Origin of the sequence: Rhodococcus rhodochrous, from assembly GCF_014854695.1 — a bacterium.
Classification (GTDB): domain Bacteria; phylum Actinomycetota; class Actinomycetes; order Mycobacteriales; family Mycobacteriaceae; genus Rhodococcus.
Genome location: NZ_CP027557.1, coordinates 722,872 through 735,981, shown reverse-complemented (window position 1 = coordinate 735,981; position 13,110 = coordinate 722,872). Strand labels below are relative to the sequence as shown.

The window sequence follows — 13,110 nt, the reverse complement described above, 5'->3', positions numbered from 1 at the left end:
AAGCGTTCAGCTGCCCTGGCGGGCCTTCTCGTCGGCTTCCATTGCGTCGCGAAGGCTCTTCGGACGCATATCGGTCCAATTCTGCTCGACGTACTCGACGCAAGCGGCGCGCGACTCTTCGCCGAATACCACCCGCCACCCCTGCGGAACCTCGGCGAAGGTCGGCCACAGCGAGTACTGCTCCTCATCATTGATGAGGACGTAGAAGCGGCCGTCTTCGTCGTCAAATGGATTCGTGCTCATCTCGCCTCACTTGTTGCGTAGGTGTGATGGTCCGATATCCTACCAAGCTCGTCGATTCCTCCCCCGGCTCCGGGCAGACGGAGCTCGCGGCGTTCGACGATCGAGGTCAGGATCTCACCCGCGCGGATCGCTGCGTTGGACAGCAACGACGCGGTCAGACCGTGTGTCTTCTCGGTTCCGCCCTGCAGGTAGACGTCGGCCGTGACGTTCTCGGGCAGCGGCAGACGGTAGTCGCGGGCGACGGACAGAACGGGTGTCTCGGGCGCGAGATCCCCCAGCAGCGGCGTGAGAGGCGTGGGCTCGAAGCCGGTCGCGAGGACCACGGCATCGCACTCGAGGGTCTCGGTGTCGCCTTCGAGATTGTCGCGGATCTCGACGGTGACTCCCGCGTCGATCTCGATCGCCGACACGACCTCCGAGGCACGACGCATGAACAGGCGGCGACGACCGCTCACCCGTTCGCGGTATTCGGTCGCGTAGAGCGCCTCGATGAGTTCGGGCGAGACGACCGAGTAGTTGGTGCTGCGGTGCAGGGCGAGCAGACGCTCACGCTCGGACAGCGGGGCCGCGTGCAGCTCGTCGACGACCTGCGGGTCGAAGATGCGGTTCGCGTACGGGCTGTCGTCGGCGGGGCTGTACCCGAAGCGGTTGAAGACGTTGTGGACCTCGGCCTGCGGGTAGTGCGTGTGGAGGTACTGCACGACCTCGGCAGCGCTCTGCCCCGCACCGACCACCACGAAGCGCTGGTGCTGCGGCTCCGGCATGTCCTCGATGTGGAAGAGGAAGTGGTGGTTGTGGAAGCAGCGGGCGGACTCGGTCGCCCACTTCGGGAGCCGGGCACGCAGTCCGACTCCGACCACGACGCTGTGCGCGTACACGACGGCGCCGTCGGCGGTCCGCACGGCGAACAGGTCGGCAACCCCGTTGTGGTTGCGGACGGTCTCGACCGAGACGACCTCGGTTCCGTAGCGGACGTCGGCATCGACGCGCGTGGCCGCCCACTGCAGGTAGTCCTGGAACTCGTGACGTGTGGGGAAGAACGTCTGGTGGTTGACGAAGTCCACGAGACGGCCACGGTCGTGCAGGTAGGAGAAGAAACTGTACGAGCTCGTGGGGTTACGGAAGGTGACCAGATCCTTGGGGAACGCGATCTGCATCGTGGCGCCCTCGAGCAGCATGCCCGGGTGCCAGGCGAAGGCCGACCGGCGTTCGAAGAAACGTGCCCGGATCGCCGAGGAGGGATTGTCGGTGTTGTGCTCCTCGACGGCGATCGCGAGCGCCAGGTTCGAGGGGCCGAAACCGATACCGACGAGGTCGAAGACGTCTCCTTGCGAGTTGCCCTCCGACCTCCCCGCGTCATCGGCGACAAGGCTGGAACGGTCGGTCATCACTCAACTTCCGTACTAGGGGGGCCGGAGGGGCCCATGATCGGTTCGTACGAGACTCGAAGGTAGCTCAGGCTAACCTTTGTTCGGTGAGCGTACCAGTGCCCGACGGTCCGCGGGACGTCCCGATCTCCCGGATCACAGGGGACCTTCGTCGCATGTCGACGACGACGGGCGCGGTGGTTCGTCGCCGATCCCACCGCGCCCGCCTGCCGATTTCCCTTGTGAAGGGATTCCTCTAAGAAGCCAGGAAGTCCACCAGGATCTTGTTGACCGCCTCGGGCCGCTCGAGATAGCCGTAGTGCCCGGCGTCCGGGATCTCCTCGTAGCGCGCACCCGGAATGGCGTCCGCCACCTCGCGCGACAGATAGGCCGGGATCATCCGGTCGTCGGCGAATCCGACGGCCAGGCACGGCACGGTGATGCCGCGGTAGGCCGCGCGCCGATCGAACTCCCGGTCCATGCCGAGCTGCGCGCGCACCCCTGCCGACACCTTTCCTCCGCTGAACTCGAAGACATCCAGCCAGTCGCGGGCGGTGTGCTCGTCGGCCAGCGAGGCCGGCGACAGATTCATCACGGCCGTGACGGCGGCCTGGTACTTCGGCGGCAGTTCGACGCCGCTGTCGTAGAGCTGCCGCTCGCCCTCGGTGAGCGTCAGCTGGAACTGGTCCATGCGGGCGTGGCCGGCCAGGAAGACGGCCTTGCGGACGAGTTCGGGACGGGCGAGCGCCAGCTCCTGCGCGACACGCGCCCCCATCGACGTACCGATCACGTAGGCGGGGCCGCCGAGCAGTTCGATCAGACCGGCGGTGTCCTTCACCAGGTCGTCGATGGTCATGCCGCCGAGGCTCTCGCCCGACGGTGCGATGCCGCGGTTGTCGAAGGTGGCGACCCGGTAGCCGGCCTTGACGAGCGCGGGCACCTGGTGCAGATCCCACACGCGCCCCGGACTACCCGTTCCCATGATGAGGACGACGAGATCGCCCGTTCCCTTGACCTGGTAGTTCAGCGGGATGCCGTTCACGGTGGCAATGGGCATGAATACCTTCCTCGACGAGAGCGCGGTTGTGCGCCGCGGGTCGGCGCCGTGACGTCGTGCGCCGGAAACACACACCGTGTACCTACAGCACGACCGTCCTACGGTACCGCGACGTAGACGTGCAGGACCGTGCCAGGACCGCCCTCGGAAGGCGGGTGGCGGTGAGCTGTCCGATTCTCCTAGAGTCGAAGGACGATGCGTGCTCGCACAGAGCAGCGACCCCGGGAGGACATCATGGCCGCGGATCCGACCACCGCGAACGACATCGCCGACGAGGATCTCGAACCCGTCGCCGACGAAACCGCACGGCAGGCGCAGCGAGTCGTCGCCGCCTACGCAGAGAATGCGGACGAGTGCCGCATGCTGCTGTCGATGCTCGGCATCGGTCCCAGCGACAAGCACTGACGAGCACGACACCCACCCCGGTGCCGGTGGCGGCACCCACCCCTGCCGGGCCGGCGACGGCACCGGCCCCGAAAGAGGACCACAACGTGACAGCAGGCGAAGCGAACGCAGCGGGGAACCACGACTCGCACGCCGGGTCGGACTTCGTGGTCGTCGCCAATCGCCTGCCGGTCGACCTCGAACGGCTTCCCGACGGCACCACCCGCTGGAAGCGCAGTCCGGGCGGACTCGTCACCGCGCTCGAGCCGATCCTGCGTTCGAACAACGGCGCGTGGGTCGGCTGGGCCGGCGTGGCCGACGCCGAGTCCGGTGTCATCGTCGAGGACGGGCTGACCCTGCACTCGGTGCGGTTGAGCACCGAGGACATCGCCGAATACTACGAGGGGTTCTCCAACGCCACGCTGTGGCCGCTCTACCACGACGTGATCGTGCGCCCGGAGTACCGGCGCGAATGGTGGAACTCCTACGTCGAGATCAACCGCCGCTTCGCCGAGGAGACCGCGAAGGCCGCCGCGGAGGGCGCGACCGTCTGGATCCAGGACTACCAGCTGCAGCTGGTGCCGAAGATGCTGCGGATGCTCCGTCCCGATCTGACGATCGGCTTCTTCCTGCACATCCCGTTCCCGCCCATCGAGCTGTTCATGCAACTGCCGTGGCGCACCGAGATCGTCGAGGGTCTGCTCGGCGCCGATCTCATCGGTTTCCACCTTCCCGGTGGTGCCCAGAACTTCCTGTATCTCGCCCGACGTCTGGCAGGTGCCCAGACCTCACGCGGCAACATCGGGATCCGGTCGAAGCTCGGCGTGGTCCAGGTCGGCTTCCGCTCGGTGCGCGTCGGCGCTTTCCCCATCTCCATCGAATCGGGCCGGCTCGACCAGCAGTCGCGGAGCAAGGCCATCCGCGATCGCGCCAAGGCGTTGCGCAAGGAACTCGGCAACCCGAAGAAGATCCTGCTCGGCGTCGACCGCCTCGACTACACCAAGGGCATCGACGTGCGGCTCGAGGCGGTGCACGAACTTCTCGCCGAGGGTCGCATGGACCCGAAGGACACCGTGATGGTGCAGCTCGCGACCCCGAGCCGGGAGCGCGTCGATTCCTACGTCCACATGCGCGGCGAGATCGAGCGGACGGTCAGCCGCATCAACGGCGAGTACGCCGAGGTGGGGCGTCCGGTGGTGCACTACATCCACCGCCCGGTCCCCCGCGACGAGCTCATCGCGTTCTTCGTCGCGGCCGACGTCATGCTGGTGACCCCCTTGCGCGACGGCATGAACCTCGTCGCCAAGGAGTACATCGCGTGCCGCAGCGATCTCGGCGGCGCGTTGGTGCTCAGCGAGTTCACCGGTGCCGCAGCCGAACTGCGGCAGTCGTTCCAGTGCAACCCGCACGACCTCGAGGACGTCAAGGACAAGATCCAGGCCGCGATCGAGGTGCCGCGCGAGGACGGCCGCAAGAGGATGCGTGCGCTGCGCCGTCAGGTGCTCACGCACGACGTGGATCGCTGGGCCCGTTCGTTCCTCGACACCCTCGCCAACACCGGCGCCGCCGGGCGCGCGCTGATCGCGCCGGGTGAGGACGGCGAACCCGACCCCACCTGACGGCTCTCTCCTAGATCGGGGTCAACCGGCCGACGAGCCAACGCCCGTCCTGCTTTTCGAGTTCGACACGCACCCGGCTGCCGCTGCTCACCGCTTCGGGGTTCTCCGAACTCGTCGTGATCTGGTTGAGGAACAGCAGGGTCACGGCGCTGTCGGCGTCGGCGGAGACCACCGACGACGCCTGCACGCTCACCTGCACGCTGATCGCCTTCTCCTTGGCGCCCGGCGCGATGATGTTCTTCATCAGATTCGTGTACTCGTCGCGGAAGTCGCCGGTGAGACCCTCTGCGGCGGCGTCGGTCTGCGCGTCCACCTGATCGTGGGTGTAGGCGAGCATCGCGACCGCCTGTTCCTCCGCAGCGACCCGCGCCTCCGTCCGTGCCGTCTCGGCGGCGGACTGCTGGGCGGTGCCGTAGGCGAGCCATCCCACCAGGACCGCGAAAACCAGTGCCACGACCGACAATCCGATCGCGATGTGCGGCAGGTACGATGCCTTTGTCGCCTCCGCGTCGGAGGGGTCCGCTGGTGAAGCCTCGACGGCGGTGGATCCGCCCGTCTCCTCGGTCTCGCCGGACACGGCGTCGTCGGACACCTTGCCGGACACGGCGTCGTCGGACACCTTGCCCGACACGGCTTCGTCGGACACCTTGCCGGACACGGCTTCGTCGGACACAGTGTCATCGGTCGTCTTGTCGAGCGTCACGCGATCGTCCTTCTCGTCGGTCACGGCACGAACTCCACCTTCGACGCCAACAATCTGCCGTTCTCGTCGCAGATCGTCACCCGCAGTCGGAAGTCGCGTGCTTCGGGTTCGGTCTGGTCGGCGTTGCTCACCATCGCGCGGGAGGCAACGAGCGACGACGCGCACGTGCCGTCCTCGTTCTGAATCCCCGCTTCGAGGACCTCACCGGTGGTGTCGACACCCGCCTGTTGCACGACCTCCACGAAAGGTCCTTCGCGGCCCTCGAACTCGGCCTTGAAATCACCCGTCGCGCCGTCGAGCAGACGGGCGACGTCGGCGTCGGCGGTGTCGGCGTTGATGGTGGTCAGGTTGAGCACCGTCTGCCGTGCGGCCTGCAGGTACGCCTCCCGCCGCTCGTCGCGTTCGTTCGCGGACTGCCGGTCGACGATGAGCCAGGCCCCGACCGCCACGAGCGCGATCACCAGCACGGACGCGATGATCGCGACCGGCTTGGCCCATCTCGGCGTCGTCTTCTTGTCGATCTCGTCTGCCATCAGCCCTGCTGCGCCTTCATGTAACTCTCCAAGCTCCGATCTCCACCGAGATCGGCGTGCGTGTACACGGTGCCGTCGGGACCAATGTACGTCCCGGTCTGCGGATCGATCCGTCGCGCCGCGACCCCCGCGGGAGCCGTGTCGTCTCCCCCGCCGTAGGAGGCGGGCGTGGGTGCGACGTTCTCCGAGGCCACCGGCGTGGGCGGCCCGGTCCACGGATTGTCCGAGTAGGTGGGGCTGTACCCGGTGCGGCACGTGTCGGGCGTCGGTGCGCGACGGCCCGGGTACTCCATGCACGGCAGGTTCCGGGCACCGCGGATCGCGTTCGGATAGTCCTGCGGCAGTTGGCAGAAGACGTCGCCCGGGGTGTCGACCATGGACGTGTCGGCCGGGCTGCGCCACTGTTCCGGCGGCACGAAACCGGCCAGACACGGCGGCGGATCGTGCAACTGCAGGTGGAAGTCCACCACGGCACCGTCCTCGGGCGGGCCGTCGCCGGCCGCGGTGATCAGGGCCGTCGTCATCGGCGGGTACAGCACCAGGATCTGCTCGATGCCGGCGTTGTAGATGACGCCCACCTCGCCGACGCTCACCAGATTCGCGAGCAGCAGCGGCAGCGTCGGTTTCAGGTCCTGCAGTAGCGATTCGGCTTCGGCGGCAGCGCCCGGTCCGATGTCGAGCAGGGCCCGCAGGTCGGGGTCGCTCTCGCGCAGACGATCGGTGAACGTCACCATGTCGCGTGTCCACGACCGGATGGCGTCGCTCGTGACCACCTGCGTGTCGAGCAGCGGACCGATCTGGTCGATCAACTGCCGTGTCTCGGCACTGTTCGCCGAGGCCTCCTGCACGAACAGGCGCGTCGAGTCGATCAGTTCCTGCAGTTCGGGTCCGGAACCGTTGAAGGCGTCGAACGCCTCGTCGACCACGGTCTGCAGTCGCGTGTCGCCGATCGAGGCGAGCAGCACGTCGGCCTGGTCGAGCAGGGCACCGACCTCCTGCGGCACCGTCGTGCGGTCGATCGGGATCACGTCGCCGTCGGCCAGGCGTTCGCCGCCCGAACCGTCGGCGCGGGGCACGAGATCGACGTACTGCTCACCGACCGCCGAGACGCTGCGCACGGCCGCGTCGACGTCGGCGGGGATCTTCGCGTCGCTGTCGATGGACAACGTCGCCTCGACGCCCGTCGGCGACAACGAGACGCTCCGGACGGTGCCGACGGTGTTGCCGCGGTAGGTGACGTTCGAATGCGGGTACAGGCCACCGGTCGACTGGAGTTCGACGACCACCTCGTACCGCCCGACCCCGAACAGAGCGGGCAGCCGCACGTACATCAGCGACATCACGACGAGTCCGACGACCGTGAGGATCGCGAAGATCGTGAGCTGGATGCGGACGAACCGCGTGAGCATCATGGCGCGGGCACCCCCAGGGGCAGGCCGGGAATGGTGATCTCACCGATGCCGGGGATCGTCAGTTTTCCTTCGGGACCGGGCGGTGGCGGCGGTGGCGGCTCGAGCGGCGCACGGAACGGATCGGTCGCCTGCGCAGCGAGTCCCGCGTCGCGGCCGAGGATCCCTTCCGGACCCGCGAGGCGTCCCGCGAGTGGCGTCCCGGACAGGAAGTTCAGGTCGAGGCGTTCGAGACTGAGGTCGATCGTCATCGCGAGGTTCGCGTAGTCGCCGCGGATGATGTTGTTGATGCCCGCCTGCGGGAAGGGATAGGTGAGCAGCACACCGAGCACCTCGGTGAGGGCACTGCCCGAATCGGCCAGGGCCTTCAATGTCGGCGCGAGCCCTTCGAGATTCGCCTTCAGGTCGTCGTTCGAGGTCTCCACGACCCGGCTCGCCACGGTGCTCATCTCGCCGAGCGAACTCATCGCGGCCGTGAGGTTCGAGCGCTGATCGGCCAGCACCTCGAGCGCGGGCGGCAGTTCCTCGAGAGCCCGGACGAGGGTCGCGTTCTGGTCGTCGACGGTCGCGGCCAGGCGGTCCATGCCCTCCAGCGCGGCGATGATGTCGCCGCGCTGCGTGTCGAGGGTCGACACCAGTTCGTCCAGGCGCGGGAGCAGGTTCCGGATCGAGTCCTCCCGGCCGACGAGTGCCGCGTTCAGCTCGGTGGTGATGTCGTTGATCTGCGCGAGCCCACCACCGTTGAGCACCACCGAGAGCGACGAGAGCGTCTGTTCGGTGGTCGGATACGCACCGGCGCGTTCGAGCGGGATGACGTCGCCGTCCTCGAGCCGGCCCTGCGGGGGTTCGCCGACGGGTGGGATCAGTTCGAGGTGCTGCGATCCGAGCAGACTCGTCTGCCCGATCCGGGCGAGCGAGTTGGCCGGAACGATCACGCCTTCGTCGAGCGAGACCGTCACGAGCGCGTGCCAGCCGTCGAGTTCGATCCCCGAGATCGACCCCACGGTGACGTCGTCGACCCGCACGGGCGAGTTCTGGGTCAGGGTCGTCACGTTGGGCATCTCGATCTGCACCCGGTAGGCGCCCTCCCCGCGGCCGGCGGTGCCGGGCATGGGAATCGAGTTGAGCCCGCCCCACTCGCACGCGGTGAGCGTCGTGCCCACCGCGACGGCAGTGACCGCGACGCCCAGGCGGCGGAACATCGATCGGCCGGTCATCGTCCTCCTCCCGGCTGCAGCAGGGAACCGAGATCCTGCGGGACCTGCAGCGACGGCAGGCCGCCGAGGATCCCGTCGAGCGGCGACGCCGCTTCCGACAGCGACGGTCCGGGTGCGGTGCCGCGTCCTTCCGACGCCCCTTCGAGCCAGGGTTCGGTGTAGACGATGTCGCCGTCGAAGGCCTGCACACCGGCGAGCGGATTGACCAGCAGCGGAAGGTAGTTGGCGTTGATGGACGACAGCACCGGTCCGAGCTGCTGGCGGCACAGTTCCTCGCTGCGTTCGGAGGTCGCGTTGGCGGCGGCCGCGACCGACCCGCACATCCACTCGACGGGGTTGGCGAGGTTGTTGATCGCGAGTGCGCCCGTGAGCGAACCCTGCGCCGGTTTGTAGATGTTGTAGAAGTTCGCGAGGGAGGTCGGGCCCGAGTGCAGCACCCGCTCGATCTCGGGTCGCTTGCGGGCGAGCACCTCGGTCGCGTCGGCGAGTCGCTGCACCGATTCGGTGAGACCGGCCCGGTTGTCCTGCACGAACCGCTGCACGTCGCCGACGGCGATGTTCAACTCGGACAACGAGACCCCGAGCTGGTCGGAGCTCTGCGCGAGCACGTCGGAGACCGACGCGAGACGACCGCCGAACTGGACGATCTGCTCGTTGCTCGACGAGAGGACCGACACGAAGGTCTGCAGGTTGCGGATCGTCGAGAACAGGTCGGTGCGTCCCTCGGAGAGCGTGCGCATCGTGTCCGACAACTCGCGCAGGGCCCCACGCACGGTCTGCCCGTTGCCCTCGAGATTCTCGGCTGCGGTGTCGATGAACCGGCCGAGGGATCCTTGCGGGTCGAGTTCCTCGGGGCCGAGCGCTTCGGACAGCCGCATCAGTTCGGTCTTGATCTGGTCCCATTCGACCGGAGAGGCCGTGCGCTGCATCGGGATCGTCGCGCCGTCCTCGATCGTCGGACCACCCGAGTAGACCGGGGTGAGCTGGACGAAGCGTGCCGAGACGAGGCTCTGTGCGATGACGACGGCGTTCGCCTCGGACGGGATCTCGACGCCGCTGTCGACCTGCATCGTCACCCGCACGAGGTCGTCGCGGGGTTCGATGTCGCTGATGCGTCCCACCGACACCCCGAGCACCCGCACGTCGTCGCCCTCGTACAGGCCGCTGGTGGAAGCGAATTCGGCGTGGATGGTGCGCTTGCCGAGGTCCGGGAGGACGAACACGGCGAGGGCGCCGAGCACGAGCACGACGACGGCACCGATGATCGCCGCCATCAGCCAGGCCGGGCGCCGCCGGGTCGTTGCGACGGTATCGGTACTCATTCGCCGTCCCTCTTGATCGTCGGGGGTTCGTCCGGGATCACGTCCTGCAGATCCTCGGGGAGGAGATCGGGCGCGACCTGGCTGTCCACCACGGCCTTCCACCACGGTGCCGGCAGGATGTTGGACACGTAGGCGTTGAAGAACGGTCCGCTGGCGACGGATTCGCCGAGCGCGCCGATGTACGGGCCCAGACCGTCGAGTGCGCCGGCGATGTTCTCCTTGTTCGCCTGCAGGTTGGCCGTCACGAGGTTGAGCTTCTCGAGCGTCGGCGCCATCTGCGCCTGGTTGTCCTGCACGAGGCCGGTGAGCTGACGTGAGACGGACGAGATGTTCGCGATCAGTTCGGTGATGGCGTCGCGGCGCAGACTCAGTTCGCCGAACAGTGCATTCGCGTCGACGATGAGCGCGTTGACCTGGTCGCTGCGCTCGGCGAGGATGCTCGTCACCCCCTCGGCGCGTTCGAGCAGCTGGTCGAGCGATTCGTCGCGGGCGTTGATCGACTGCGACAGGCGGGTCATGCCCTCCAGGGCGCCCTGGATCTCGGGCGGGGTGTTCTCGAGCGACTGCGACAACGCGTCGAGCGACTCGTTGATCCGGTCGGTGTCGAGTTCGGAGACCGACGTCGTGAGGTCGCCGAGAGCGTCGGTCAACGAGTACGGCGAGTTGGTGCGTTCGAGCGCGATCACCGAACCCGGGCGCATCACGCCCTCGCCACCGGGGCGCAACGCCAAGGACTTCCGGCCGAGGACGGTGTTGGTCTTGATGTCGGCACCGGTGGTGTCGCCGAGCCCGATGCCGTCGCGGATGCGGAAGGTGACCAGCACGGCCTGATCGTCGAGCCGCACGTCGGTGACGTCGCCGACGTTCACGCCCGCGAGCATGACGTCGTCGCCGGGGACGAGGCCACCGGCGTCCTGGAAACGGGCGGAGTAGCTCAGGCCACCGGAGAGGAAGTGCAGCTGGTCGTACTGCAGACCGGCGAGCACGATCGCGGCGGACACGGCCAGGCCGACGATGCCCGTCCGGATGTAGTTGGGGTCACGAGGTGCACTCATTCGACCTTCGCACACCTTCCCGTGTCGTGGTTCGCCGTGGTGTACCGGATGGTGGTGCCGTCCGGTCCGGAGAACTTGAAAGTGTTGGCACAGAGGAAGAATTGGAAGAAGTTTCCGTATGCACCCACGCGGATGAGTTTCTTGTAATCGGAGGGCAGACGTTCGAGCGTGCGGTTGATGTCGTCCTTGCCGAGATCGAGCTGGGTCATGGTGCGGTTCGTCTCGGCGATGACCGTCTGCAGGTCGGGCCGGTTGTTCTGCAACAGTGCGGCGAGATCCGCGGTGCCGGAGGCGATCTGCGGGATCGACGCGCCGATGGGATCACGATCCGCGGACAGCCCGCCCACCAGGGTGTGCAGCTGTTCGATCGTGTTCTCGAACTCGCGGTCGTGATCGTCGATCGTGCCGAGGACGGCGTTGAGGTTGTCGATGACGTCGCCGATCAGCTGGTCGCGGTCGGCGAGGGAGTTGGTGAACGAGTTGGTGTTCCCCAGCAGCGACACGAGCGTGTCGCCCTGCCCCTGGAAGACCTGCAACAGCGCTCCGGAGAGGTCGTTGACCTGCTGCGCGTCGAGGCCCTGCAGCAGCGGCTTGAATCCGCCGAGGAGCAGGTCGAGGTCGAGGGCCGGTTCGGTCTGTTCGATCGGGATGCTGCCACCGGCGGGCAGGACGTCGACGCTGCCGGCACCTTCGAGCAGTTCGAGATACCGGTCGCCGACGAGGTTCTCGTACCGCACGGTGGCGCGGGTGCCGGTGAACAGCGTGTGTTTCGCGTCCACATCGAACTCGATCTCGGCGGTGTTGTCGCGGCCGATGTCGACCTTCTTCACCGAGCCGACCTGCACCCCCGCGATGCGGACCTTGTCGCCGGCACCGAGACCGGAGACATCGGTGAAGGTGGCCCGGTAGTTCTCGGTGCCGGTGAACCGCGCTTGACTGAACACGACGGCCAGCCCGGCGAAGATCAACGCCATCGTGACGGCGAAGATCAGGAACTTGACGGTGGTCGCTCTCATGGTCACCGCCCGCCCGCGAGATGGTCGCCGAACAGGTACTGGAAGATCGTCGGGTAGCGGATCCAGGCCTCCGTTGCGGGCTTGTACGGTGTTTCGCCGGTGTTCGACACGACGAACGGCGCGTGACCGTCGCGGCGCGGGTCGAAGTTCGGCAGGCCCCAGCAGTTCGGTCCGCCGGTCGCGCCGACCACGGGCAGATCCTGGGCGTCGTTGTACGGCGTGGCACCGCCCATGAAGCTCGTGCTCAGGGTCAGGGCCGCGTACTCGCCGGTGCCGGCCATCGGTTCGAACGCCACCCGGGCGTCGTTGAGACCGACGATGAAGCAGGTCAGTTCGGGCGAGTACTCACCGAGCAGGCCGGTGGTGTGGCTCAGGCTGTCGAGTGCGGTGGTCAACTGTGCTTCGTTCTCCCCCAGGACGTCCCGTCCGGTGTTCGCGAGACCGGTGAGGTTCATCAGCAGCAGGTCGAGTTGCTGTTGTTCGTCGACGACGGTGTTGCCGACGTCGGTGGCGTTGCCGATCGTGGTCATGAGGTCGGGGGCCGTGTCGGCGTAGACGTCGGTGACCTGCGCGGCCGAGACGAGGTCGGCCTGCAGTTGCGGCAGCGACGGATTCATCTCGGCGAGATACGCATCGGCCTCGGCCAGGGCGGCACCGAGAGCGTTGCCGCGTCCGTTGAGCGCTTCCGACAGCGCGCCGAGGGTGGCGTTGAGCTTCTCGGGCTGGATCTGCGCGAGCACGTCGGACAGGTGCTCGAAGACCGTGTTGAACTCGACGGTGACGTTGTCGGCCGCGATCACGGCGCCTTCCTGCATCGGCACCGAGGACGGATCGTCGGGGACGACGATGTCGACGAACTTGGCACCGAAGACGGTGGTGGATTCGATCGCCACCCGCGCGTTCGAGGGGATGAGCTGCATCTGCCCGGGCTGCATGTCCAGATGCAGGACCGCACCGGCCGGTGTGTGCTCGATCGACGCCACGCGCCCCACCTCGACGCCGCGCATCTTCACCTTGGCGTCGGGCTCCATCACCAGACCCGACCGGGGTGAGGTGACGGTGAGCGGGACCGTCGAGGTGAACCCACCGGCGAACATCGTCAATGCCACCGCGACGATCGCGGCGAGGCCGCCCACGAGACCGAAGGCGGCGAGCTTCTTCTTCCACGAAGGAGTGTCCATGTCG

At 67.4% G+C, this 13,110-nt stretch carries 13 protein-coding genes; 2 read left to right on the top strand and 11 right to left on the bottom strand.

All coding sequences use genetic code 11. The features are described 5' to 3' along the window. Positions 1-6 precede the first annotated feature (6 nt). From C6Y44_RS03380 to C6Y44_RS03370, 3 genes are all read right to left on the bottom strand, one after another. Positions 7-243, bottom strand: coding sequence for an MbtH family protein (locus C6Y44_RS03380; RefSeq protein ID WP_006551884.1), 237 nt, complete (start codon positions 241-243; stop codon positions 7-9). Further along, positions 240-1,631: a lysine N(6)-hydroxylase/L-ornithine N(5)-oxygenase family protein gene (locus C6Y44_RS03375; protein ID WP_159416740.1), complete on the bottom strand. Its 1,392-nt coding sequence runs from the start codon at positions 1,629-1,631 to the stop codon at positions 240-242. Before C6Y44_RS03375 ends, C6Y44_RS03380 begins: the two co-directional genes overlap by 4 nt. Positions 1,632-1,866: 235 nt before the next feature. After that, a complete protein-coding gene (locus C6Y44_RS03370) occupies positions 1,867-2,667 on the bottom strand; it encodes an alpha/beta fold hydrolase (protein WP_085469374.1) in 801 nt (266 codons plus the stop codon). A 195-nt stretch (positions 2,668-2,862) separates the two neighbouring features. Between C6Y44_RS03370 and C6Y44_RS03365 the strand changes: the two genes are divergently transcribed. Both C6Y44_RS03365 and C6Y44_RS03360 read left to right on the top strand, forming a co-directional pair. Beyond that, positions 2,863-3,072, top strand: a complete 210-nt coding sequence (locus C6Y44_RS03365; protein ID WP_016692417.1) for a hypothetical protein — start codon at positions 2,863-2,865, stop codon at positions 3,070-3,072. Positions 3,073-3,158: 86 nt separating this feature from the next. Beyond that, positions 3,159-4,670, top strand: a complete 1,512-nt coding sequence (locus tag C6Y44_RS03360) for an alpha,alpha-trehalose-phosphate synthase (UDP-forming) (protein ID WP_159416741.1) — start codon at positions 3,159-3,161, stop codon at positions 4,668-4,670. Between the two features lie 10 nt (positions 4,671-4,680). On the opposite strand, the gene C6Y44_RS03355 is transcribed toward C6Y44_RS03360, so the two are convergent. From C6Y44_RS03355 to C6Y44_RS03320, 8 genes are read right to left on the bottom strand one after another with little or no spacing between them, the layout of a single operon-like run. Continuing rightward, complete coding sequence (locus C6Y44_RS03355) at positions 4,681-5,397, bottom strand: twin-arginine translocation pathway signal (protein ID WP_174246937.1); 717 nt, start codon at positions 5,395-5,397, stop codon at positions 4,681-4,683. Further along, positions 5,394-5,906 (bottom strand): hypothetical protein, encoded by a 513-nt coding sequence (locus tag C6Y44_RS03350; RefSeq protein ID WP_120281397.1) that lies wholly within the window; start codon positions 5,904-5,906, stop codon positions 5,394-5,396. Before C6Y44_RS03350 ends, C6Y44_RS03355 begins: the two co-directional genes overlap by 4 nt. Further along, the gene (locus C6Y44_RS03345; RefSeq protein WP_120281396.1) at positions 5,906-7,318 is read right to left on the bottom strand and encodes an MCE family protein; all 1,413 of its coding nucleotides are present in this window, start codon (positions 7,316-7,318) and stop codon (positions 5,906-5,908) included. Before C6Y44_RS03345 ends, C6Y44_RS03350 begins: the two co-directional genes overlap by 1 nt. Then, the gene (locus tag C6Y44_RS03340) at positions 7,315-8,532 is read right to left on the bottom strand and encodes an MCE family protein (RefSeq protein WP_006551892.1); all 1,218 of its coding nucleotides are present in this window, start codon (positions 8,530-8,532) and stop codon (positions 7,315-7,317) included. The genes C6Y44_RS03345 and C6Y44_RS03340 overlap by 4 nt, the downstream gene beginning before the upstream one ends. Continuing rightward, on the bottom strand, positions 8,529-9,854 hold the full coding sequence (locus tag C6Y44_RS03335) for an MCE family protein (RefSeq protein WP_120281395.1): 1,326 nt from the start codon (positions 9,852-9,854) through the stop codon (positions 8,529-8,531). The genes C6Y44_RS03340 and C6Y44_RS03335 overlap by 4 nt, the downstream gene beginning before the upstream one ends. Next, positions 9,851-10,909: an MCE family protein gene (locus tag C6Y44_RS03330; RefSeq protein ID WP_192378628.1), complete on the bottom strand. Its 1,059-nt coding sequence runs from the start codon at positions 10,907-10,909 to the stop codon at positions 9,851-9,853. Before C6Y44_RS03330 ends, C6Y44_RS03335 begins: the two co-directional genes overlap by 4 nt. Then, positions 10,906-11,925 carry an MCE family protein gene (locus tag C6Y44_RS03325; protein WP_060654192.1) on the bottom strand — a complete coding sequence of 340 codons (1,020 nt, stop codon included), beginning with the start codon at positions 11,923-11,925 and terminating at the stop codon, positions 10,906-10,908. Before C6Y44_RS03325 ends, C6Y44_RS03330 begins: the two co-directional genes overlap by 4 nt. Before the next feature lie 2 nt (positions 11,926-11,927). Continuing rightward, positions 11,928-13,106 carry an MCE family protein gene (locus C6Y44_RS03320; protein WP_120281393.1) on the bottom strand — a complete coding sequence of 393 codons (1,179 nt, stop codon included), beginning with the start codon at positions 13,104-13,106 and terminating at the stop codon, positions 11,928-11,930. Positions 13,107-13,110: the final 4 nt, after the last annotated feature.

Excerpts from the sequence above, each read along its gene's own strand:
- C6Y44_RS03380 (WP_006551884.1), bottom strand. The coding sequence starts at position 243 with ATGAGCACGAATCCATTTGACGACGAAGACGGCCGCTTCTACGTCCTC.
- C6Y44_RS03375 (WP_159416740.1), bottom strand. The coding sequence starts at position 1,631 with ATGACCGACCGTTCCAGCCTTGTCGCCGATGACGCGGGGAGGTCGGAG.
- C6Y44_RS03370 (WP_085469374.1), bottom strand. The coding sequence starts at position 2,667 with ATGCCCATTGCCACCGTGAACGGCATCCCGCTGAACTACCAGGTCAAG.
- C6Y44_RS03365 (WP_016692417.1), top strand. The coding sequence starts at position 2,863 with ATGCGTGCTCGCACAGAGCAGCGACCCCGGGAGGACATCATGGCCGCG.
- C6Y44_RS03350 (WP_120281397.1), bottom strand. The coding sequence starts at position 5,906 with ATGGCAGACGAGATCGACAAGAAGACGACGCCGAGATGGGCCAAGCCG.
- C6Y44_RS03345 (WP_120281396.1), bottom strand. The coding sequence starts at position 7,318 with ATGATGCTCACGCGGTTCGTCCGCATCCAGCTCACGATCTTCGCGATC.
- C6Y44_RS03340 (WP_006551892.1), bottom strand. The coding sequence starts at position 8,532 with ATGACCGGCCGATCGATGTTCCGCCGCCTGGGCGTCGCGGTCACTGCC.
- C6Y44_RS03335 (WP_120281395.1), bottom strand. The coding sequence starts at position 9,854 with ATGAGTACCGATACCGTCGCAACGACCCGGCGGCGCCCGGCCTGGCTG.
- C6Y44_RS03330 (WP_192378628.1), bottom strand. The coding sequence starts at position 10,909 with ATGAGTGCACCTCGTGACCCCAACTACATCCGGACGGGCATCGTCGGC.
- C6Y44_RS03325 (WP_060654192.1), bottom strand. The coding sequence starts at position 11,925 with ATGAGAGCGACCACCGTCAAGTTCCTGATCTTCGCCGTCACGATGGCG.
- C6Y44_RS03320 (WP_120281393.1), bottom strand. The coding sequence starts at position 13,106 with ATGGACACTCCTTCGTGGAAGAAGAAGCTCGCCGCCTTCGGTCTCGTG.